The sequence below is a fragment of the Corynebacterium pollutisoli genome, from assembly GCF_900177745.1.
Lineage (GTDB): Bacteria > Actinomycetota > Actinomycetes > Mycobacteriales > Mycobacteriaceae > Corynebacterium > Corynebacterium pollutisoli.
The window spans coordinates 41,292-61,292 of the sequence record NZ_FXAR01000008.1 but is presented as its reverse complement, the minus strand read 5'-3'; the positions used below and the strand labels follow the sequence as shown (position 1 = coordinate 61,292).

Below are 20,001 nucleotides of genomic sequence, written 5' to 3'. Positions count from 1 at the left end.
ACGAACATCGATTGAAAGGCTAACGACGTGTACACACTGACATACAACCAGGAAGAATGCACCGATCCTCGTCGGGTCGGCGGTAAAACTGCGAGCCTGGCGGAGATGCTCCGCGACGGTATGCCGGTGGCACCGGGCTACGGAATCACGGTAGACGCCTACCGGGACTTCCTCGACCAGGGAGACACGCGGGAACGGCTCGCCGAGATCCTCGACGACCTCACCCCGACGTCCGGTCAAGCCGCATACGACGAGGCTGAGGAGAAGATCGCGGAGGTCTTCGACAAGATCGGGATTCCCGAGCCTGCGGCCACAGCTATCCGTGATCGTTACCAGGAGCTGTGCGATCGAGTGGGTATCCAGGACGTTTCTGTTGCGGTCCGCTCCAGCGCGACTGCAGAGGACTCGGTTGACGCCAGTTTCGCGGGAGAGTTCGAAACCTGGGTTGACATCGTCGGTGCCGACGATGTGATCGAGCACGTACTCGAGTGCTACCGCAGTGTCTACACCGGGCGTGTTCTCACCTATCTTGCGTCGAAGGGCATTCGACCACAAGAGATTGAGATGGCGGTCGTTGTCCAGAAGACCGTGCGGGCCCGGTCCGCGGGTGTTCTGTTCACGGTCACACCGATTACCGGAGATCGCACGAAGATTTCCCTTGACGCCAGCTGGGGTCTGGGACTGGCGGTGGTCGGTGGTGAAGTCACCCCGGACCACTGGGTCGTCGACAAGATCACCCACTCGGTGGTGTCCCATACTCCCGGTGACAAGCGGATCGAGTATCGGCGAGGGGATGCCCCGGTCCCCGTGGACGAGTCTCGCTGGATCGACCCGTGCATGTCTGACGAAGAGGTTCTGGCATTGGCAGAGCTCGCTCTGGAGATCGAAAAGCGCCGCGACGGGGCTCCTCAGGACATTGAGTTCGCGATCGACGAGGAGCTGCCCGCGGGTGAGAACATCATCCTCCTGCAGTGCCGTCCGGAGACCGTGTGGTCGAACATTGAGCGCAAGCCCGCCTTCGACTCTTCGGCCTCGATGATGAACTGGATCACGGGCACGATCTCAGGTAACGCTGTTTGAAGGCTGTCTCCCACGGCGCTGGGTGGGCCCGTTGACTCCAACGGTCGCAAGAAATGCTGCTGACCCCGCCCCTACAGCCCCTTGACGTTGAGCACCTGCCGCAGCGTGTGGCGGATGCGCACGAGTGGTGCGGCGTCCTCCATGACCACGTCGATGGGTTTGTAGGCGGCGGGGATCTCGTCCACCCACTGCCTGCCGGGGCGGTAGACGATGTCACCCATGGCCTTCTCCAGGTCGGCGGCGGTGTACCTCTTCTTCGCCTGGGTGCGGCTGAGGGAGCGGCCGGCGCCGTGCGGGGCGGAGCGCAGGGCCTCGTCGTTGCCGAGGCCCTCGACGACGTAGGACCGGGCGCCCATGGACCCGGGGATGAGTCCGGGGCGCCCCTCGCTGGCGTCGATGGCGCCCTTGCGGGTGAGCCAGACGTGGACGCCGTCGATGACGGCGGGTTCGGTGTAGTTGTGGTGGGAGTTGATTCGTTCGACCTCGCCGACGTCCCGGTCGCCCAGGAAGTCGGCCAGGGCCCAGGCGAAGCGGTCCATCATGTCCTCGCGGTTGAGCAGGGCGAAGTGCTGGGCCCAGCGCAGTTCCCGCAGGTAGCGGTCGAACTCGGGGGTGCCTTCGCGCAGGTACGCGTGGTCGGGGTGGGCCAGTGTCACGCCCTCGCGTCGGCACTGTTCCTGGGCGGCGCGGATGTGGACGCGGGCGATCTTGTTGCCCACGCCGCGGGATCCGGAGTGGAGGAACATCCACACGCGGTCCTGCTCGTCGAGGCAGAGTTCGATGAAGTGGTTGCCGCCGCCGAGGGTGCCCAGCTGGACCTTCCAGTGCGGGGAGTGGGAGAGATCGACGTCGTCGCGCTTCGCCAGGTCGGTGAGCTCCCGCAGCCGCGGGGCGGTGAAGGGGAAGCGGTCCGTGCGCTTGTTGTAGTTGCCGGGGGAGAGCGGGATGACGTGTTCCAGGGTGTCCCGGAGGTGGGTGAGGTTGCGTCCCTCCAGGTCGGCGGCGGTGTAGCGGGTGCGGGCGGCGATCATGCCGCAGCCGATGTCGACGCCGACGGCCGCCGGGATGACCACCCCGACGGTGGGGATGACCGTGCCCACCGCGGAGCCGAGGCCGGCGTGGGCGTCGGGCATGAGGGCGATGTGCGGGTGGATGAACGGTAGCTGACCCAGGGAGCGGGCCTGGTCGCGGGTGGCGTCGTCGAGAAGCGACGCCCACGACTTCACGGTGTCGGAGATGGCGTGCATGGTGTCCTTTGTACGGGAAGCAGGACCCCGCGACGAGGGTCGTCGCGGGGTGTGGTCAGGCGACGGTGAATCCGGATCGGGAATCCGGGCGTTCGAGCGGGGTGCCGTCGGCCTCGACGGGCCATTCGATCTCCAGCTCGAGTTCGCGCTCGAGCACGCGCTTGCCGGTGTCGGCGACCTCCATCTTGACGGTGAACGTCCGCGGCAGGTCCATCTCGACCTGTCCGGCGCCCTCGCCGAGGGTGAGCTGGCCGTCACGGATCCGGCCGGCGAGACCTTCCAGCAGGTCAGCCAGCTCGTCGCGGGTGAACTTCGCCTTGCTCTTGAGCAGTTTCCCGTTCTTCCTCATGGTGCTCCACCTCCCTTCTAAGTCCATGATCTCACACGTTAGGAAGCCGGTAAAGGTCCTGTTTCTGCAGCTCAGTCCCCAGGCCGGTCCGGTTTCCTGCGGGCGGCCTTGATGTCCGAGCGGTGCCGCTTCGCCGCTAATCGACGCCGCACCGATCCCTTCGTCGGCCGTGTCCGTCGGCGGGGCGGTGGGGGAGGGGCCAGCGCCTCGCGCAGGAGCGCGGCCAGTCGGCGGCGGGCCTCATTCCGGTTGCGCAACTGGGAGCGTTGCGACGACGCCTCCACCTGCAGGACCGTCCCGGACAGACGGGTGCTGAGATTGCGGATCGCCCGGCGGCGCTGGCGCTCGTCGAGCGCGGAGGTGGCCGCCAGGTCGAGGGACAGCTGCACCTTGCTGTCGGTGGTGTTGACCCCCTGTCCGCCGGGGCCGGAGGAACGGGCGAACTGTTCGGTGAGGTCGGCGGCCGGGATCGTCAGCCCGTGCGGGATGCCGGGCCCGGGGTCGAGCACTAGCGGGTCCATGGTTCCGAGTATAGAGTGGTGACATGACAACAACCGTGCTGCCCGCCTACGACTGGTCCGACTTCCGACGCGTCCTCGTCGTCGTCGCGCACCCGGACGACGCCGAGTACGGCCTGTCCTGCGCCGTGTCCATGTGGACCGACGCCGGAGTGGAGGTCGGCTACCTGCTGCTCACCCACGGCGAGGCCGGCATCCGCCACCTCGACCCCGACGAGGTCGCACCGCTGCGCGCCGAGGAGCAGCGCGCCGCCTGCGCCACCGTCGGCGTCACCGACCTCACCCTTCTCGAGCACCCGGACGGCCAGCTCATGGACTCGATGGAGCTGCGCCGGGACATCGCGAAGCACATCCGCGAGTTCCAACCCGACACCGTCATCACCGCCAACTTCGAGTTGGAGGCCTACGGCTCCTACAACCAGGCCGACCACCGCGTCGCCGGGCTCATGACCGTCGACGCCGTCCGCGACGCCGACAACCCCTGGGTCCACCGCGACCTCGACCTGCCGGCCCACAAGGTGGAGCGCCTGCTCGTGGTCAACCCCGGCGACCCTACGCACCGCGTCATCGTCGACGAGAAGGCCGAGCAGCGCGGCATCGAGTCGCTCGCCTGCCACAAGGTCTACTTCGAGGCCCTCCCGGACCACCCGAAGCCGGAGGACTTCATCCCCATGATGATCGAGCAGCCCGACGGCGAGCGCGCGGTGAGCTTCCGCGTCTTCGACCCGATCTAGGAACTGACGCCGAAGGCCTTCCTGATCGTCGACTCGTCCTCGATCACGGAGAGGATGAACTCCGCGAGGTCGATGCGCGGGATCGATCCGCCGAGGGTTCCGTGATCAGCCACCTCCAGTGCGCGGACGGTGCCGGTCGGCGGGGCGTTCTTCAGGCCGGTGGCACGCACGATGGTCCAGTCGAGGCCGGACTCCCGCACGGCCTGTTCCTGTTCGTTGTGGTCGGCCAGCGGCTTCGCCAGCACCAGCTTCATCAGCTGCCGCAGCGGAACGGGCAGCTGAGCGGCGGAATCCCCGGTGCCCAGCGACGACTGCACGAGGAGGCGACGCACCCCGGCCTCCCGCATCGCGTCGATGACCGCGGAGGTCACGCGCGTGCGACCCCGGGAGGTGCCGCGGGAACCGCCGACGGTGACGACGACGGCGTCGGCACCCGCGACGGCCTCGCGGAGCACTTCCGGATCGGTGGCCGAACCGGTGATCGCGCGGGTGCCCACGGGGGCGTTGCCGCTGCGGGAGACGACGTTGACCTGGTGCCCGGCCTGCCGGGCGGCGATGGCGATCTGCGCCCCGGTGCCCCGGGATCCTCCGATGACGGTGATGTTCATGTGGACAACCCTAGCGACGGCGCAGCAGCGGCACGAAACGGAACCCGCCGTGCCGGGTGACCTGCACCTGCCCGTCAGCACGCTTCTCCACGCGCCACATCGCCCCGTCCACCGGAATGACCATGATCCCGCCCTCCACCAGCTGCTCCACGAGGTCGGCGGGCAGCTCGGTGGCCTCCGCGGACACGAGGATCCGGTCGAAGGGGCCCTGCTGCGGCAGCCCGAACACCCCGTCCGTGGCCTGCTCGATGCGCACGTCCACCCCGGCGGCGTCGAGATTGGCCTGTCCGAACTCCACGAGTTCGGGGACGAGTTCGACGGCGGCGAGGGAGCCGCGGTCGTCGAGAAGCTCGTGGAGGAGAGCCGTGGTCCAGCCGGAACCGGCACCGACGTCGAGGACGCGGTGACCGGGGCGGACGTCGAGAAGCTCGAGCATGAAGGCCACCGTCCACGGCTGTGAATTCGTCTGGCCGTGCCCGATGGAGAGGGGGACGTCGACGCCCGCATGTCGACGGGCGTGCTCCGGGAGGAAGCCCGTGCGGTCGACGCGTGCCATGACCTGCCTGATCCTGTCCATACCCCGACCCTAGCGATCTTTGATCTGCGTCAAGGAACTCCCCGCGCGCGGCCCCTACCGTCAGAGGTGTCAGATACAGAAAGGACACCACCATGAAGAAGACCACGCTGCGCTCCGACGAATTCTCCTGCCCCTCGTGCGTGAACAAGATCGAGACGAAGCTCACCGGCCTCGCCGGGGTGGACAAGGCGGAGGTGAAGTTCTCCTCCGGCCGGATCCTCGTCGAGCACGACCCGGAGCAGGTCTCCGTACGCGAGCTTGTCGACGCCGTCGCCGCCGTCGGCTACACCGCCAGGCCATCCGCGGTGTAGGACCTGTCGAACCCTCGTTTCCGGTGCCGGAAACGAGGGTTTTCCCCTGCCGGGGCCATTTCCGCGTTCCTTGATCCACGTCAAGGACGTCCCCCGCGGGCCGCCATAACGTCACTGGTGACAACAATTCGAGAAAGGACCATCACCATGAAAACCTGGGGAACCGTGGCAGTCTCCGGACTGCTCATCATCGCGGCGCTCGTCACCGGCGTGGATCTGCTCATGATCGCCGCGGCGCTCGTCGCCGGCTGGCGCATCGCCGTCTCGGCGTGGCAGGCGCTGCGGATCCGCCTCATCTCCATCGATCTGCTCGTCGTCGTGGCCGCGGTCGGCGCGCTGTTCATCAACAACTACTGGGAGTCCGCGGCCGTCACCTTCCTCTTCGCGCTGGGTAAGGCGCTGGAGAAGGCCACCCTCAACCGGACGCGTCGGGCGCTGAGTGATCTCGTCGAAGCCGCCCCCGAGACCGCCACCCTGCTGCGCGACGGGGAGCCCGTCACCGTCGAGATCTGGGAGCTGGAGCCCGGCGACGTCGTGCTCGTGCGCAACGGCGAGCAGGTGCCGGTCGACGGGCGCGTCATCGCCGGTCACGGCGGCGTCGACGAGGCCACCATCACCGGCGAGTCCGTCCCCGCCGAGAAGGCCGCGGGTTCCGAGGTCTTCGCCGGCACGTGGCTGCGCTCCGGCGTCCTGCGGGTGGAGGCCGTCGGCATCGGTGCCGACTCCACCCTGGCGAAGATCATCCACCGCGTGGAGGACGCCCAGGACGACAAGGCCCGCACGCAGACCTTCCTGGAGCGCTTCTCCGCCTGGTACACCCCGGGCGTCATGCTCGGCGCGCTGCTCGCCGGGCTGCTCACCCGCGACATCGAACTGGCGCTGACGCTGCTGGTCATCGGCTGCCCCGGCGCGCTGGTGATCTCCATCCCGGTGTCGATCGTCGCCGGTATCGGCCGCTCCGCGAAGGACGGGGTGCTCATCAAGGGCGGCGAGTACCTGGAGACCGCCGCGAAGGTGGACACGGTGGTCGTCGACAAGACGGGCACCCTCACCAACGGCCGCCCGGAGCTCACCGACGTCCTGGCGTTCGACGGCTGGTCGCAGGATGAGGTGCTGGCGCTTGCCGCCCGCGCCGAGACCGCGTCCGAGCATCCGCTCGCCGAGGCGATCATCCGCGGGGCGGAGGACCGGGGCCTTGAGGTCCCGCTTATCGACGCCGCCGAGCCCGTCACCGGCCACGGCATCCGCGCCCTGATCGACGGGCAGGACGTCACCGTCGGCACCGCCGCCCTGCTGCAGGTGCAGCCGGACCCGGCCCCGGTGCTGGAACTCAACGAACTGGGCCGCACCGCGATGTGGGTCGGTGTCAACGGACAGGCCGTGGGTATCGTGGCCGTGGCCGACACCGTCCGTGCCGACGCCGCCGCCGCGATCGCGGCTCTGCACCGTCGCGGGGTGCGGGTGGTCATGGCCACCGGCGACGCCTCCCGGGTGGCGCACAACGTCGCCGCCCAGCTCGGCGTCGACGAGGTCCGCGCGGAGCTCATGCCCGAGGACAAGCTCGACATCGTCCGCGAACTGCAGGATGCCGGGCGGGTGGTCGCCATGGTCGGCGACGGAGTCAACGACACCCCGGCCCTGGCCCGCGCCGACATCGGCGTGGCGATGGGAGCCGCCGGATCGCCGGCCGCCATCGAGACCGCCGACATCGCGCTCATGGCCGATCGTCTGCCCCGGCTGCCCTACGCCCTCGGCCTGGCCCGCCGCACCGTCCGGACCATGCGGATCAACATCGCCATCGCCCTGGTGACCGTCGCGGTGCTGCTCGCCGGTGTCCTGGCCGGCGGGGTGACCATGTCGATCGGCATGCTCGTCCATGAGGCGTCCGTGCTGCTGGTCATCGCCATCGCGATGCTCCTGCTGCGGCCGACGCTGCGGGAGGATCAGCCGACGCTGCGGGTGGCATCGCGGGAGGGGGTGCGGGTCTGACCCTGCAGGTCAGCCACCATGTCGGTGAGACTCTCCCGCACCGGGCGCGGCCGGAACGACAGTTCCCGCCGCGCCCGCGTGCTGTCGAAACGGTTGCCGGAACCGAGTGTGTGGAGGGCGTAGCGGGTGAACAGGGGAGGACGTCCGAAGACCTTCCCGATCCACTCCGCCGGGATGGCACCGACCCGGGCGATCCACGTCGGCAGGATCGTCGGGCGGCGTCGGCCGACCAGCTCCGTGACGATGCCGCCGATCTGCCGGAGCGTGACGTAGTCGCCGGTGGTGAGGTAGCAGCCGTCTCCGGTGCGGCAGGCGGTGACGATCGCCGCCGCGACGTCGCGCACGTCGACCATGTCGTACCCGCCGTCGCACCACGCCGAGCTCACCGATCATGAGTCGGCGCACGAGGTTGGTGAGGTTGGTCGACCCCGGATCACCCGGCCCCAGCAGGCCGGAGGGGTGGATGATGACGCGCTCGAGATCGTCGGCCGCCAGCACCACGCGGCGGCCTCCGCCTTCGTCTTCGCGTAGCCGCCCACCACGGTGTCGGGGTCGAAACTGTCGGCCTCCCGCATGACCGCCCCGGCCGGGGATTCGGTGAGTGCGTGGACGGAGGAGACGTAGACCAGGCGGGCGCTCAGTCGGCGCGCGGCGTCGATGATGTTCGCCGTCCCGCCGACGTTGACGGCGCGCACCTCCGGGCGGACGATGTCGTCGCATGGGCCGATCGCCTCCGCCACCTGCGCGGCGTCGCGCACATCGCAGGCCGCCGGGTCCGCCAACGCGGTCACCCGGTCGCCGTAGGCCCGCAGTTGAGCGACGACATGGGTGCCGAGGACACCCCCGGCCCCCGTGACGGTGACATGCAGTGGAGTGCCCGTACCTCCACCGTACGCGTTCCGGGGAAAGCGTCCTCAGGGTCGGACGTCGACCGGGCCGTGGTGCAGCGGCAGGCCCGCGGCCTCCCAGGCGTCGAAACCGCCGACGATGTCGGTCGCCCGGTGCAGACCCATCTGACGCAGGTTCCAGGCCGCCAGGGAGGAGGAGTAGCCGTGCCGGCAGAAGAGGATGATGCGGCGGTCGAAGTCCGTGGCCTCCGGGATGCGGTGGCTGAACCCGGGGTCGAGCCGCCAGGGCAGGACCGTGAGGTCCACGGCGATGGCCCCCGGGACACCCGCAGTGCCGGCGCGGTGGGTGTCCGTGCGGACGTCGATGAGCAGGGCACCGGAGCGCTGCTCGGCGAGCGCCTGCTCGGGGGAGAGCCGGTCGAGGCCGGCGCGGGCGTGCTCGAGGAGCGACATCGAACCGGCCACCGGAAACCGAGGGGGATACATGCGGACAATGTTAAAACAAACCCGTGTGTCGTATACGTCACTTGGTAGGGTGGGGACATGTCCAGAATCAGCCCCCTGAATTGGCCGGTCATCCGGCAGCTGCGGGACGGTGACCCCTTCGGCCGCGACCGCAACGCGCAGTCACGGAAGAGCGCCGAGCTCCAGCCGCGGGTCGCCGAGGCGGACCGCGTCGTCAAGAGCGTGTGCCCCTACTGTGCCGTCGGCTGCGGCCAGCTCGTCTACGTCAAGGACGAGAAGGTCATCCAGATCGAGGGCGACCCGGATTCGCCGATCTCGCGCGGCCGTCTGTGCCCGAAGGGCTCCGCCTCCGAGCAGCTGGTGAACTCCTCCACCCGTGTGACCGAGGTGCTCTACCGCGCGCCGAAGGCGAAGGAGTGGCAGAAGCTCGACCCGGAGCAGGCGATGGACATGATCGCCGACCGCTTCCTCGAGGCCCGCCGCAACGGCTGGCAGGACACCGACGCGCAGGGCCGCCCCGTCAACCGCACGATGGGTATCGCCGGGCTCGGCGGCGCGACGCTGGACAACGAGGAGAATTACCTCATCAAGAAGCTGTTCACCGCCGCCGGCGCGATCCAGCTCGAGAACCAGGCGCGCATATGACACTCCGCCACGGTTCCTAGTCTAGGAACCTCGTTCGGCCGCGGCGGCGCGACCCAGCCGCTGCAGGATATGGCGAATGCGGACTGCATCGTCATCCAGGGGTCAAACATGGCCGAGGCTCACCCGGTGGGATTCCAGTGGGTGATGGAGGCGAAGAAGCGCGGAGCCAAGCTCATCCACGTCGACCCGCGCTACACGCGCACCTCCGCCGTGGCGGACCGTCACATCGGCATCCGTGCCGGCAGTGACGTCGTGCTGCTCGGTGCCCTCATCCGCCATGTCATCGAGAACGATCTGTGGTTCCGGGACTACGTCCTCAACTACACGAACGCCTCGACGCTCATCCACGAGGACTTCCAGGACACCGAGGACCTCGACGGCCTGTTCTCCGGCTTCGACCCGGAGACCGGGCAGTACGACATCGACACCTGGGCGTACCAGCGTGCCGACGGCTCCCACCGCAACCCGCAGGGGGAGAGCGACAACCAGGAGGAGGAGCACCAGCGCGCGGCGTGGGCGCAGTCGACCGGGGCCGGCGGTCAGCCGCTGGACACGTGGCAGTTCAAGAAGGACGAGACGCTGCAGGACCCGAACACGGTGTTCCAGATCCTGCGCCGCCACTACTCCCGCTACACCCCGGAGATGGTGGAGGAGACCTGCGGCATCTCCGTCGAGGACTTCCACTACCTCGCCGACGCAATCACGCAGAACTCCGGCCGCGAGCGCACGACCTGCTTCGCCTACGCGCTGGGCTGGACCCAGCACACCCTGGGCGCGCAGTTCATCCGCACCTCGGCGATCCTCCAGCTGCTGCTGGGCAACATGGGTCGCCCCGGCGGCGGCATCATGGCGCTGCGCGGTCACGCGTCGATCCAGGGCTGCACCGACATCCCGACGCTGTTCAACCTGCTGCCGGGTTATCTGCCGATGCCGACCGTCGAGGAGCAGTCCTTCGACGACTACCTGTGGACGGTGAGCAACCCGAACCAGGCCGGTTTCTGGCAGAAGGGTGACGCCTACGCCGTCAGCCTGCTCAAGGCCTACTTCGGCGAGCACGCGACGGAGGAGAACGACTGGGGTTTCAACTGGATCCCCAAGCTCACCGGCGCGCACTCGACGTACCACACCCTGCAGGCCATGCTCCGCGACGAGGTGGAGGGGTACCTGGTCTTCGGCCAGAACCCGGCCGTCGCCCAGTCGCACGGCCGCCTGCAGCGCCTCGGCCTGTCCCACCTCAAGTGGCTGGTGGTCCGTGACTTCCAGGTCATGGAGACCGCGTCGTTCTGGAAGGACTCCCCGGAGGTGCTCTCCGGCGAGCTGAAGACCGAGGACATCGAGACCGAGGTCTTCTACCTGCCGGCTGCCAACCACGTGGAGAAGTCCGGCACGTTCACCCAGACGCAGCGCATGCTGCAGTGGCGTTTCCAGGCGAAGCACCCGCCGGGGGACTCCACCAGCGAGCTGCAGTTCTTCTACGACCTCGGCGTGCGCATCCGCGAGAAGATCGCCGATTCGGATGATCCGCGCGACATCCCGCTGAAGAACATCACGTGGGACTACCCGGTCGACGAGCACGGTGACCCGGACGCCGAGGCCGTGCTCAAGGAGATCAACGGCTACCACCTCACCGGGGAGAAGGCCGGCGAGCTGCTCAGCACCTTCACCGAGATGAAGGCGGACGGCTCGACCTCCGGCGGCTGCTGGATCTACTCCGGTGTCTTCGCCGACGGTGTCAACCACTCGGCGAAGAAGCGCCCCGGCTCCGAGCAGAACGAGCTCGCCATGGACTGGGGCTGGGTGTGGCCGCTCAACCGTCGCCTGCTGTACAACCGCGCCTCTGCGGATCCGGACGGCCGGCCCTGGTCGGAGCGCAAGAAGTACGTCTGGTGGGACGAGTCCGCGGGTAAGTGGGTGGGTGACGACGTGCCCGACTTCCCCGTCGGACTGCGTCCGGACCACGAGCCCTCGCCGGGTGACGTCGGCCCGGCCGCCCTGTCCGGTAGGGACGCCTTCATCATGCAGGCGGACGGCAAGGGCTGGCTGTACGTGCCCAAGGGCATGGTCGACGGCCCGCTGCCCACGCACTACGAGCCGCACGAGTCCCCGGTGGGCAATGCGCTCTACGGGCAGCAGCAGTCGCCGGCGCGCCTGACGTTCCCGGGTGCGGACAACCTGTCGCGCCCGGCGCCAGGCGAGTTCGGCTCCGACGTCTACCCGTTCGCGTTCTCCACCTACCGCCTCACCGAGCACTACACCTCCGGCGCAATGACGCGCGCGCTGCCGTTCCTCGCGGAGCTGCAGCCGGAGCTGTTCTGTGAGGTCTCCCCGGAGCTCGCCGAGCTGCGGGGGCTGGAGAACGGCGGCTGGGCGACGCTCATCTCGCCACGCGGCGTCATCGAGGCGCGCGTGCTGGTCACCGACCGCATGCCGGCGATGACGATCAACGGACAGGAGTACCACAACATCGGACTGCCGTTCCACTTCGGCAACGGGCCCTACGCGCCGGTGACCGGCGACGGTCCGAACGATCTGCTGGGCATCACGCTCGACCCGAACGTGGCCATCCAGGCCTCCAAGGTCGGCGCGTGTGACATCCGGGCGGGCCGCCGCCCGCGGGGCGCGGAGCGTGACGACCTCGTCCGCCTCTACCAGGTCCGGGCGGGCCTGACGGCGGCGTCGGGCAACACGAAGGTCTCCGACCCGGAGGAACTGCGCGAGCTGGAGAAGGAGAGTGACCACCGTGAGCACTAACCAGGTGACCGAATACCCGGCCCACGTCGGCTACGCGCGGGAGACCCGCAAGGCCTTCTTCACCGACACCTCCGTGTGCATCGGCTGCAAGGCCTGCGAGGTGGCGTGCAAGGAGTGGAACCGCAACCCGGTCGAGGGCTATGAGCTGTCGGGCAACTCCTACGACAACACCGGGTCCCTCGGCGCGGACACGTGGCGCCACGTCGCGTTCATCGAGCAGGACCACGAGCGCATCGAGCAGGCCCGCGAATCGGGCCGTCGCCTGACGGGCCTGGGCATGCCGACGATCGGGGACCCGTCCCGGCAGCAGGAGGAGCAGCCGCACCCGGACACCCCGGACTTCCGCTGGCTCATGTCCTCGGACGTGTGCAAGCACTGCACGAACGCCGGCTGCCTCGACGTGTGCCCGACGGGTGCGCTGTTCCGCACGGAGTTCGGCACGGTCGTCGTCCAGGACGACGTGTGCAACGGCTGCGGCACGTGCGTCGCAGGTTGTCCCTTCGGCGTCATCGAGCGCCGCGCGGACGGCGGCGTGCAGAAGCGCAACAGCCGCGAGGGCGAGGACTTCACCGAGGGTGTGCACGCCCCGACCCGCAACGTCGGCGTCGCCCAGAAGTGCACCCTGTGTTACGACCGCCTCATGGACGGGCTGGCCCCGGCCTGCCAGAAGGCCTGCCCGACCGAGTCGATCCAGTTCGGTGACCGGGACGAGATGTTGCGCCGCGCCCACGAGCGGCTGGCCACCCTCCACGCCCAGGGGCGCACCGAGGCGCGCCTCTACGGTGCCAACGAGCTCGACGGGGTCGGTGGCACCGGCTCGATCTTCCTGCTTCTCGACGCCCCCGAGGTCTACGGCCTGCCCCCGGATCCCCGGGTGCCCACCGCGGACCTGCCCGAGATGGCGAAGAAGGCGGCCCTCGCGGCCGCGGGCATGGTCGCGGCCGTCGTCGGTTCCTTCCTGATCGGAGCGCGTGCATGAGCAACCAGTTCGACAACTACCGCGACCCGGTCGAGCCCCGCCGCCGCGACGGGGGTGGGCGGAAGAAGCGCCGCCGCCGGGCCGGGGCGGGGGCCATGGACGGTTCCCGTGAGGAGCGCATGGTCCCGGACATGCAGTTCGAGTCCTACTACGGCAAGCCGGTGGTCAAGGCCCCGCCGTGGGAGTGGCCGATCGGTGTCTACCTCTTCCTCGGCGGCGTGGCCGGCGGTTCCTCGCTGCTGGGCTTCGGCGCGCAGCTGACGGGGCGGAGGACGCTGCGTCGTAACGCGCGGCTGGCCACCATCACCGCCGCCGGTGCCGGTTCGCTGGCACTCATCGCGGACCTGGGCCGCCCGGAGCGGCTGCTCAACATGTTCCGCGTGTTCAAGCTCTCCTCGCCGATGAACGTCGGCTCGTGGCTGCTCGCCAGCTTCTCGACGGCCGCCGCCGCCGCCGCCGCCGCCGAGGTCGACGATCTCACGGGGCGTCGCCTGCCGCTGCCGGACGCGATCCGCACGGTCACCCACCAGGCGGCCGCCCCCGCGGCCGGAGCCCTGGCCGCCTCGCTCGGTGCGCCGCTGGCGGTCTACACCGCGGTGCTCTTCGGCGACACGGCCACCCCGGCGTGGAACGCGGCGAAGTACCACCTGCCGTTCCTCTTCGTCAGCTCGGCATCGGCCGCCTCGGGTGGCCTGGCAATGATCACCACCCCGGTGGAGGAGGCGGGCCCGGCCCGCGTGCTCGCCGCCACGGGTGCGGTGTGCGACGTCGCGGTGACGAAGGCGATGCACACCCAGCTGGACGAGGTGTCCGCGGAGCCGTACCACCACGGCACCGCCGGGCGGCTGCTCACCTGGGCGGAGCGCCTCGTCATCGCCGGCGGCGTGGGCACGGTGCTCGCCGGTCGCCACCGGGTCGGCGCGGCCCTGTCCGGGGCGGCACTGCTCGCGGGTTCCGCGCTCACCCGTTTCGGCGTGCTCGAGGCCGGCCTGCACTCGGTGACCGACCCGAAGTACGTCGTCGAACCGCAGAAGGCCCGCCTCGCGCAGCGGCAGGGCGGCGGGAACATCACTACCGGACGGTGATCTGCCCCGGGGTGCCCGCGGTGATCTCACCGATGACCGGGTACCCCGGCACCTCACCGACGACGAGCAGACCGCCGGAGGTCTGGGCGTCGGCCAGCATGATGAGGTCCTCCTCGCTCACCCCCTCGGCCTGCAGGTGCGGGCGCACCCAGTCGAGGTTGCGGCGCGAGCCGCCGGAGATGAAACCGTCGCGCAGGGCCTCGTCGGCGCCGTCGACGTGGGGGACCGCCGTGTGGTCGATGACGGCGGAGACACCCGAGGCGCGGGCCATCTTGTAGAGATGACCGAGCAGTCCGAAGCCGGTGACGTCGGTCGCGGCCCTGACCCCGGCGGCCACCGCCGCGCGGGAGGCGTCCCGGTTGAGGGTGGTCATGGTGTCGATCGCCGCCTGGAACACCTCACCGGTCGACTTGTGCCGGTTGTTGAGCAGGCCGACGCCGATCGGCTTCGTCAGGGTGAGGGGCAGGCCGGCCTGCGCGGCGTCGTTACGCATGAGCGTGGCGGGGTCGGCGATGCCGGTCGCGGCCATGCCGTACACGGGCTCGGGGCCGTCGATGGAGTGGCCACCGGTCACCGGTGCGCCGGCCGCGGTGGCCACGTCCATGCCGCCGCGCAGCACCTCGGTGAGCAGCTCGAGGGGGAGGGTCTCGCGCGGCCAGGCGACGAGGTTGATGGCGGTGACGGGGCGGCCGCCCATGGCGTAGACGTCGGAGAGGGCGTTGGCGGCGGCGATGCGTCCCCAGTCGTAGGCGGAGTTGACCACCGGGGTGAAGAAGTCGGCGGTGGAGATGACGGCGAGGTCGTCGGCGATGCGGACGGCGGCGGCGTCGTCACCGTCGTCGAGCCCGACGAGGACGTTCGGGTCGGTGACACCGGTGAGCCCGCGGACGGCCTCCTCGAGTTCCCCGGGCGGGATCTTGCAGGCGCAGCCGCCGCCCGCGGCGAAGCTGGTGAGAACAATGTCCGGATTAGTTTTCATGCACCCGACTGTAGCTATACAAGTGGCACGCGGTAGCCTCGTCGGCGGAGGCGTACGTGTCCTGGTGGGCGCCCCGGTCTTCAAAACCGGTGAGGCCGAGTATCTCGGTCTGGCGAGTTCGATTCTCGTCCGTCTCCGCCACTGCTCTCCTGCGAAAGGACCCCGGGTGGACCCGCGTCGACGCATCCCACGTACCGATGACCTGCTGCGCAGCGCCGCCGTCCGGCAGGCCCGGGGGCGACTGTCGGAGCAGTCCATCCGCGCCCACCTCGCTGACGCGCAGCAGGCGGCGCGTCGCGGGGAGATCGCCCCGGAGGACGTCGAGACGCACCTGGCCGCCCTGCTTGCCGACGCCCCCGTCTCCTCCCTCACCCCCGTCCTCAACGCCACCGGCGTCGTCGTCCACACCAACATCGGCCGCGCGCCGCTGTCGGCCGCCGCGACGGACGCGCTCGTCGACGCCGCCGGATACGTCGACGTCGAGATGGACCTCCCCACCGGGCTGCGCTCGGGTGACCGTGGGGCCGGGGCCCTCTCTGCCCTGGTCGCGGCGTGCCCCGGCGCCGAGGACGCGCTCGTGGTCAACAACGGCGCGGCCGCCCTGCTGCTCGCCACCACCGCGTTGGCCGAGGGTGGGGAGCTGGTCATCAGCCGCGGGGAACTCATCGAGATCGGCGCCGGTTTCCGCCTGCCGGAACTCATTGAGACCGCCGACGTCCGCCTCCGCGAGGTCGGTGCGACCAACCGCACACACCCGACGGACTATGTCCGGGCCGTCGGGGAGCGCACCCGTGCGATCCTCAAGGTCCACCCCTCGAACTTCCGCATCGAGGGTTTCACCGCCGAGGCCACCGTCGCGCAGCTGCGGGAGATCGCCGACGAGCACGACCTGTCGCTCATCGTCGACCTCGGCTCCGGCCTGCTCACCCCTGACGACGCCCTGCCCTCCGAGCCGGACGTCGCCGCCCAGCTGGCGGCGGGTGCCGACGTCGTCATCGCCTCCGGTGACAAGCTGCTCGGCGGCCCGCAGGCCGGCATCCTCCTCGGTCGCGCGGACGTCATCGCCCGGCTGAAGAAGCACCCCCTGGCGCGCGCGGTGCGCATCGACAAGCTCCGTCTGGCCGCCCTCGAGGCGACCCTGCGCGGCGGGGAGGCCCCCGTCGTGGAGGCCCTGCACGCCGACCCGGCTGACCTGCGCCGCCGCGCCGAGGCCCTGGCCGCGCGTCTCGCCGGCCACGTCACCTGCCGGGTCGTCGCCCACGACGGGCGCGTCGGCGGGGGAGGGGCCCCCGGGGTGCCGCTGCCCGGCTGGGCCGTGGAGCTGCCCGCGTCCCTGGCCGCGGCGCTGCGCACCGGCGACCCGGTCGTCCTGCCGCGCGTCCACCAGGGGTCCTGCCTCATCGACCTGCGCTGCGTGCCCGCCGCCGCCGACGATACCGTCGCGGCCGCGATCCTGCGCGCGGTGGAGGGGTAGCGCATGCACGTCGTCGCCACCGCCGGACACGTCGATCACGGTAAATCCACCCTGGTCAAGGCCCTCACCGGGATGGAGCCCGACCGCTGGGAGGAGGAGCAGCGCCGCGGGCTGACCATCGATCTCGGCTTCGTGTGGACGCACCTGCCCTCCGGGCGCGACGTCGCCTTCGTCGACGTCCCCGGCCACGAACGCTTCATGGGCAACATGCTCGCCGGGGTCGGCCCGACGCCGGTCGTCTGCTTCATCGTCGCCGCCGACGAGGGCTGGCAGGCCCAGTCCACCGACCATCGCGACGCCGTCCGCGCGCTGGGGATCCGGCACGGCGTCATCGTGCTCACCCGCGCCGACCGGGCGGATGACGCCCGCCGCGCCGAGGTCGCCGCCCGCGTCCGGCACGAGTTCGCCGACACCGGGCTCGCCGACGCCCCCGTCGTCACCGTCTCCGCCCGCAGCGGCGAGGGCCTCGACGAACTCCGCGCCGCCCTCGACGGGGTGCTCGCCGCCGCTCCGGCCCCGGATCCGGACGCCCGCGTCCGCCTGTGGATCGACCGGTCCTTCACCGTCAGGGGAGCGGGCACCGTGGTCACCGGCACCCTGCCTGCCGGCACCCTCAGCGAGGGCGACCGCCTGCAGCTGCTCGGCGTCGACGGCACGCGCGAGGTCACCGTCCGCGGCCTCCACAGTGAGAACCGCCCGCACACGGACATCGGCCCGGTCAGCCGCGTCGCCGTCAACCTCCGCGGGGAGAGCACCGGGGACATCCACCGCGGCGACGCCCTGCTCACCCCGGACGCCTGGCCGCTGGTCACCACCCTCGATGTGCGCCGCACCATGGGTACCCCGCTGGACGACGCCCCCGGTGAGGTCATCGTCCACGTCGGCACCGCGGCCGTCGAGGCGGCGCTGCGCCCCTTCGGCGACGGCCACGCCCGGTTGACGCTCACCCGGCCACTGCCGCTGATCCTCGGCGACCGGCTCGTCCTGCGCAGCTCCGGCGCGCGCTCCGTGCTGGCCGGCGTGCAGGTCATGGACGTCGACCCACCCGCCCTGTCGCGCCGCGGTGACGGTCGCCGCCGCGCCGAGTCACTGACGACCATGCCCGCCGAGGGGGACCTCTCCGCCGAGATCACCCGCCGCGGGGCCCTGCGCCGCACCGACCTGGAGACCATGGGTTTCGAGGTTCCCGACGCGCCGCCGAAGGGGGCCGTGGCCCTGCGGGACTGGTGGATCGACGTCCCTCAGCTGGGTCGCTGGCGCGACACCCTCCTCGCCGCCGTCACCCGGCACGCCACGGAGAATCCGCTCGCCGCCGGCCTCAGCCGCGGGGCGGCGCTCAGCGTCCTCGCGTTGCCCGACGACTCCCTCCTCGGACTCGTCATCGCCTCCGCGAAACTCGAGCAGGCCGACGGCGTGCTGCGCCTGCCCGGGGCGGCCGTGGATCTCGGTGCGGCGGAGGCGGGGGTGGCCAGCGTCGAGAAGCGTCTCACCGAAGCCCCCTTTCACGCCCCGGAGGCCGATGACCTGCGGGCCCTCGGCCTGGGTCCGAAGGAGCTGGCCGCCGCGGAGCGTGCCGGGCGACTGCTGCGCCTCGACGCCGGCATCATCCTCCGGCCCGACGCCCCCGACGTCGCGCTCGCCCGTCTGCGGGAACTCGAGCAGCCGTTCACGACCTCGCAGGCGCGTCGCGCGCTGGACACCACCCGACGGGTGGCCATCCCGCTGCTCGAGCACCTCGACGCCACCGGCCGGACGGTGCGTCTCGACGGCGGGCACCGCCGGGTGCGCTGACCGGTCTACGTGAGGTGTGCGGCACCGTTCCTGGTCGCCCGATCATGCCCATGGCCTCGACCCCGGGGGATGCGATGGGATCGTTAGTTTCATGAGTGAAATCACCGGGTAGAAAGGGAAGTGTTTAGACAACGTTCCCCTCGGAGATCACATGACGACTTCCACACCGGTAACCCCCGGAACAACCGACAGGCGAATCGTGGAGATCGATGCGGTCCGGGGGTTCGCCCTGTGCGGCATCCACGTCGTAAACGTTCAGCAGGTGGTCTTCCCGGCGATGTTCGGGGAGATGCGCGGCAAAGGCCTGGGGGGTGATGCCGGACGTGGTCCGCCACGGCTTCTACGAGCGCTTCTTCCCGATCTTCACCCTCCTCTTCGGCCTGGGGTTCGCCATCTTCCTGGAATCGGCCGGGAGGAAGACTGATTCGCCACGGAAGGTCCTGGCACGCAGGCTCCTCGCGCTGGCGGTGATCGGCGTGATCCACCAACTGTTCCATCAGGGGGAGGCGCTGGTGCCCTACGCGGTTTTCGGCCTGGTCTTCCTGCTGCCGTCGTCATTCCTCAGGCCCTGGCCGGTTACGGGGTCATGCCGGGGCTGCTCGTCATCGGCCTGGCCCTGGCCCGGTTCGGGGTGCACCGCCGTCTGGGGTCCCATACCGGTTCCTGGGTTGTGGTGACACTTCTGTTCGGCGTGATCACCGCCGCCTGCTGGTGGACGGTGTGGGCGGGTGTCGACCTGCCGCGCCTGTCCTTCGGCCTGGCGTCACCGCCCGAACAACTTGCTGGTGTCGCCGGCGGCCTGTTCTACGCCAGCCTGTTCGTGCTGCTCATGCGGCTGGGGCTGCGGGGTGTCCTGGGGGCTGTCTTCGCGCCGATGGGGCGGATCGCGTTGACGAACTACCTGCTGGCCACGGTGCTCATCCTCGCTCTCTCCCCGGTCCTGGGGATCGAGGACGTGTCCGACTGGCCGCAGATCACCGGCCTGGTCATCGGCATCATCGTTGTCCAGGGCGTCTGGAGTGCCCTGTGGCTCGCCGCCTTCCGCTACGGCCCGGCCGAGTGGGTGTGGCGGTGCATCACCTGGTGGCGGGTGGCGCCGTTCAGGCGGTGACCTGCGACCACTCCGCGCGGCGGTCGAGGAAGGCGCGGGCGGCGGCCTTCGCATCCTCCAGGGAGTGGCTCTCGCCCCAGCCGCACTGGATCTCGTTGGCGGCGGGCACCTCGGTGAGCTCGAGGACGTCCGTGAGCGACACGGCGATGAGCTCCTCGATCTCGTCCTGCGGGTGATCGCCGACGACCATGAGGTAGAAACCGGTCTGGCAGCCCATGGGGGAGAAGTCGAGGACGTAGTTCGCGTGGTTGCGGATGGTCTCCGCCATTGAGTGCTCCAGCGAGTGGATGCCGGGCATGTCGAGGTGGTCCTGGTTGGGCTGGCAGAAACGGATGTCGTACTTGGTGATGACATCGCCCGCGGGGAGGGTCTTGCGGTCGGCCACCCGGATGTAGGGGGCGGCGACGGTGCGGTGGTCAAGGTTGAAGGATTCGACGTTCATGCGCATGCCGGTGATCGT

Annotated in this window: 21 protein-coding genes and 1 tRNA gene; 12 read left to right on the top strand and 10 right to left on the bottom strand. The window is 70.0% G+C overall.

From position 1 onward, the window contains the following. Nucleotides 1–27 precede the first annotated feature (27 nt). Nucleotides 28–1,080 carry a PEP/pyruvate-binding domain-containing protein gene (locus B9Y70_RS10580; protein WP_143337616.1) on the top strand — a complete coding sequence of 351 codons (1,053 nt, stop codon included), beginning with the start codon at nt 28–30 and terminating at the stop codon, nt 1,078–1,080. A 71-nt stretch (nt 1,081–1,151) separates the two neighbouring features. On the opposite strand, the gene B9Y70_RS10575 is transcribed toward B9Y70_RS10580, so the two are convergent. The 3 genes from B9Y70_RS10575 to arfB all read right to left on the bottom strand — a co-directional run bounded on the left by B9Y70_RS10575 (nt 1,152) and on the right by arfB (nt 3,197). After that, the gene (locus tag B9Y70_RS10575) at nt 1,152–2,327 is read right to left on the bottom strand and encodes an RtcB family protein (protein ID WP_085550241.1); all 1,176 of its coding nucleotides are present in this window, start codon (nt 2,325–2,327) and stop codon (nt 1,152–1,154) included. 55 nt (nt 2,328–2,382) lie between these two features. Next, nucleotides 2,383–2,676, bottom strand: coding sequence for an amphi-Trp domain-containing protein (locus B9Y70_RS10570; RefSeq protein ID WP_159449813.1), 294 nt, complete (start codon nt 2,674–2,676; stop codon nt 2,383–2,385). Between the two features lie 71 nt (nt 2,677–2,747). Further along, entirely contained in the window at nt 2,748–3,197 is a 450-nt protein-coding gene (gene arfB, locus B9Y70_RS10565; protein ID WP_085550239.1) for an alternative ribosome rescue aminoacyl-tRNA hydrolase ArfB, read from the bottom strand. 23 nt (nt 3,198–3,220) lie between these two features. On the opposite strand from arfB, the gene B9Y70_RS10560 reads away from it, so the two are divergent. After that, the gene (locus tag B9Y70_RS10560; RefSeq protein WP_085550238.1) at nt 3,221–3,928 is read left to right on the top strand and encodes a PIG-L deacetylase family protein; all 708 of its coding nucleotides are present in this window, start codon (nt 3,221–3,223) and stop codon (nt 3,926–3,928) included. On the opposite strand, the gene B9Y70_RS10555 is transcribed toward B9Y70_RS10560, so the two are convergent. Next, nucleotides 3,925–4,536 carry an NAD(P)-dependent oxidoreductase gene (locus B9Y70_RS10555; RefSeq protein WP_085550237.1) on the bottom strand — a complete coding sequence of 204 codons (612 nt, stop codon included), beginning with the start codon at nt 4,534–4,536 and terminating at the stop codon, nt 3,925–3,927. The genes B9Y70_RS10560 and B9Y70_RS10555 overlap by 4 nt on opposite strands. 10 nt (nt 4,537–4,546) lie before the next feature. Beyond that, nucleotides 4,547–5,113, bottom strand: a complete 567-nt coding sequence (locus B9Y70_RS10550; RefSeq protein WP_085550236.1) for a protein-L-isoaspartate O-methyltransferase family protein — start codon at nt 5,111–5,113, stop codon at nt 4,547–4,549. A 92-nt stretch (nt 5,114–5,205) separates the two neighbouring features. On the opposite strand from B9Y70_RS10550, the gene B9Y70_RS10545 reads away from it, so the two are divergent. Then, the gene (locus B9Y70_RS10545; RefSeq protein ID WP_085550235.1) at nt 5,206–5,424 is read left to right on the top strand and encodes a heavy-metal-associated domain-containing protein; all 219 of its coding nucleotides are present in this window, start codon (nt 5,206–5,208) and stop codon (nt 5,422–5,424) included. 147 nt (nt 5,425–5,571) lie between these two features. Continuing rightward, complete coding sequence (locus tag B9Y70_RS10540) at nt 5,572–7,413, top strand: heavy metal translocating P-type ATPase (RefSeq protein ID WP_085550234.1); 1,842 nt, start codon at nt 5,572–5,574, stop codon at nt 7,411–7,413. On the opposite strand, the gene B9Y70_RS10535 is transcribed toward B9Y70_RS10540, so the two are convergent. The 3 genes from B9Y70_RS10535 to B9Y70_RS10525 are packed head-to-tail and all read right to left on the bottom strand — an operon-like array spanning nt 7,368 to nt 8,747. Then, complete coding sequence (locus tag B9Y70_RS10535; protein ID WP_143337615.1) at nt 7,368–7,799, bottom strand: Rossmann-fold NAD(P)-binding domain-containing protein; 432 nt, start codon at nt 7,797–7,799, stop codon at nt 7,368–7,370. The genes B9Y70_RS10540 and B9Y70_RS10535 overlap by 46 nt on opposite strands. A 3-nt stretch (nt 7,800–7,802) precedes the next feature. Continuing rightward, entirely contained in the window at nt 7,803–8,282 is a 480-nt protein-coding gene (locus B9Y70_RS10530; protein ID WP_085550232.1) for an NAD-dependent epimerase/dehydratase family protein, read from the bottom strand. Between the two features lie 45 nt (nt 8,283–8,327). Further along, nucleotides 8,328–8,747 carry a rhodanese-like domain-containing protein gene (locus B9Y70_RS10525; RefSeq protein ID WP_085550231.1) on the bottom strand — a complete coding sequence of 140 codons (420 nt, stop codon included), beginning with the start codon at nt 8,745–8,747 and terminating at the stop codon, nt 8,328–8,330. A 57-nt stretch (nt 8,748–8,804) separates the two neighbouring features. Between B9Y70_RS10525 and fdh the strand changes: the two genes are divergently transcribed. From fdh to nrfD, 3 genes are read left to right on the top strand one after another with little or no spacing between them, the layout of a single operon-like run. Further along, nucleotides 8,805–12,122 carry a formate dehydrogenase gene (gene fdh, locus B9Y70_RS10515; protein WP_205410444.1) on the top strand — a complete coding sequence of 1,106 codons (3,318 nt, stop codon included), beginning with the start codon at nt 8,805–8,807 and terminating at the stop codon, nt 12,120–12,122. Then, on the top strand, nt 12,112–13,101 hold the full coding sequence (locus B9Y70_RS10510) for a 4Fe-4S dicluster domain-containing protein (protein ID WP_085550324.1): 990 nt from the start codon (nt 12,112–12,114) through the stop codon (nt 13,099–13,101). The genes fdh and B9Y70_RS10510 overlap by 11 nt, the downstream gene beginning before the upstream one ends. Continuing rightward, nucleotides 13,098–14,186: an NrfD/PsrC family molybdoenzyme membrane anchor subunit gene (gene nrfD, locus B9Y70_RS10505; RefSeq protein ID WP_085550228.1), complete on the top strand. Its 1,089-nt coding sequence runs from the start codon at nt 13,098–13,100 to the stop codon at nt 14,184–14,186. Before B9Y70_RS10510 ends, nrfD begins: the two co-directional genes overlap by 4 nt. Here nrfD and selD read toward each other — a convergent pair. After that, the gene (gene selD, locus B9Y70_RS10500; RefSeq protein ID WP_085550227.1) at nt 14,173–15,165 is read right to left on the bottom strand and encodes a selenide, water dikinase SelD; all 993 of its coding nucleotides are present in this window, start codon (nt 15,163–15,165) and stop codon (nt 14,173–14,175) included. The two genes, nrfD and selD, sit on opposite strands and share 14 nt — an antisense overlap. A gap of 46 nt (nt 15,166–15,211) precedes the next feature. On the opposite strand from selD, the gene B9Y70_RS10495 reads away from it, so the two are divergent. The 5 genes from B9Y70_RS10495 (at nt 15,212) to B9Y70_RS10480 (ending at nt 19,541) form a co-directional block, all read left to right on the top strand. Further along, nucleotides 15,212–15,306: transfer RNA gene (locus B9Y70_RS10495), tRNA-Sec, on the top strand. Between the two features lie 25 nt (nt 15,307–15,331). Beyond that, complete coding sequence (gene selA / locus B9Y70_RS10490; RefSeq protein WP_240309238.1) at nt 15,332–16,639, top strand: L-seryl-tRNA(Sec) selenium transferase; 1,308 nt, start codon at nt 15,332–15,334, stop codon at nt 16,637–16,639. A 3-nt stretch (nt 16,640–16,642) separates the two neighbouring features. Next, the gene (gene selB / locus B9Y70_RS10485; protein WP_085550225.1) at nt 16,643–18,430 is read left to right on the top strand and encodes a selenocysteine-specific translation elongation factor; all 1,788 of its coding nucleotides are present in this window, start codon (nt 16,643–16,645) and stop codon (nt 18,428–18,430) included. Between the two features lie 314 nt (nt 18,431–18,744). After that, nucleotides 18,745–19,107 (top strand): hypothetical protein, encoded by a 363-nt coding sequence (locus B9Y70_RS12830; protein ID WP_162494809.1) that lies wholly within the window; start codon nt 18,745–18,747, stop codon nt 19,105–19,107. Beyond that, complete coding sequence (locus B9Y70_RS10480; protein WP_240309237.1) at nt 19,104–19,541, top strand: DUF418 domain-containing protein; 438 nt, start codon at nt 19,104–19,106, stop codon at nt 19,539–19,541. Before B9Y70_RS12830 ends, B9Y70_RS10480 begins: the two co-directional genes overlap by 4 nt. Here the strand turns inward: B9Y70_RS10480 and B9Y70_RS10475 are convergent. Then, a complete protein-coding gene (locus B9Y70_RS10475; RefSeq protein ID WP_476728486.1) occupies nt 19,531–19,983 on the bottom strand; it encodes an S-ribosylhomocysteine lyase in 453 nt (150 codons plus the stop codon). The genes B9Y70_RS10480 and B9Y70_RS10475 overlap by 11 nt on opposite strands. Nucleotides 19,984–20,001 lie beyond the last annotated feature (18 nt).

Excerpts from the sequence above, each read along its gene's own strand:
- B9Y70_RS10575 (WP_085550241.1), bottom strand. The coding sequence starts at position 2,327 with ATGCACGCCATCTCCGACACCGTGAAGTCGTGGGCGTCGCTTCTCGAC.
- B9Y70_RS10570 (WP_159449813.1), bottom strand. The coding sequence starts at position 2,676 with ATGAGGAAGAACGGGAAACTGCTCAAGAGCAAGGCGAAGTTCACCCGC.
- arfB (WP_085550239.1), bottom strand. The coding sequence starts at position 3,197 with ATGGACCCGCTAGTGCTCGACCCCGGGCCCGGCATCCCGCACGGGCTG.
- B9Y70_RS10560 (WP_085550238.1), top strand. The coding sequence starts at position 3,221 with ATGACAACAACCGTGCTGCCCGCCTACGACTGGTCCGACTTCCGACGC.
- B9Y70_RS10555 (WP_085550237.1), bottom strand. The coding sequence starts at position 4,536 with ATGAACATCACCGTCATCGGAGGATCCCGGGGCACCGGGGCGCAGATC.
- B9Y70_RS10550 (WP_085550236.1), bottom strand. The coding sequence starts at position 5,113 with ATGGACAGGATCAGGCAGGTCATGGCACGCGTCGACCGCACGGGCTTC.
- B9Y70_RS10545 (WP_085550235.1), top strand. The coding sequence starts at position 5,206 with ATGAAGAAGACCACGCTGCGCTCCGACGAATTCTCCTGCCCCTCGTGC.
- B9Y70_RS10540 (WP_085550234.1), top strand. The coding sequence starts at position 5,572 with ATGAAAACCTGGGGAACCGTGGCAGTCTCCGGACTGCTCATCATCGCG.
- B9Y70_RS10525 (WP_085550231.1), bottom strand. The coding sequence starts at position 8,747 with ATGTATCCCCCTCGGTTTCCGGTGGCCGGTTCGATGTCGCTCCTCGAG.
- nrfD (WP_085550228.1), top strand. The coding sequence starts at position 13,098 with ATGAGCAACCAGTTCGACAACTACCGCGACCCGGTCGAGCCCCGCCGC.
- selD (WP_085550227.1), bottom strand. The coding sequence starts at position 15,165 with ATGAAAACTAATCCGGACATTGTTCTCACCAGCTTCGCCGCGGGCGGC.
- selB (WP_085550225.1), top strand. The coding sequence starts at position 16,643 with ATGCACGTCGTCGCCACCGCCGGACACGTCGATCACGGTAAATCCACC.
- B9Y70_RS12830 (WP_162494809.1), top strand. The coding sequence starts at position 18,745 with ATGCCGGACGTGGTCCGCCACGGCTTCTACGAGCGCTTCTTCCCGATC.
- B9Y70_RS10475 (WP_476728486.1), bottom strand. The coding sequence starts at position 19,983 with ATGAACGTCGAATCCTTCAACCTTGACCACCGCACCGTCGCCGCCCCC.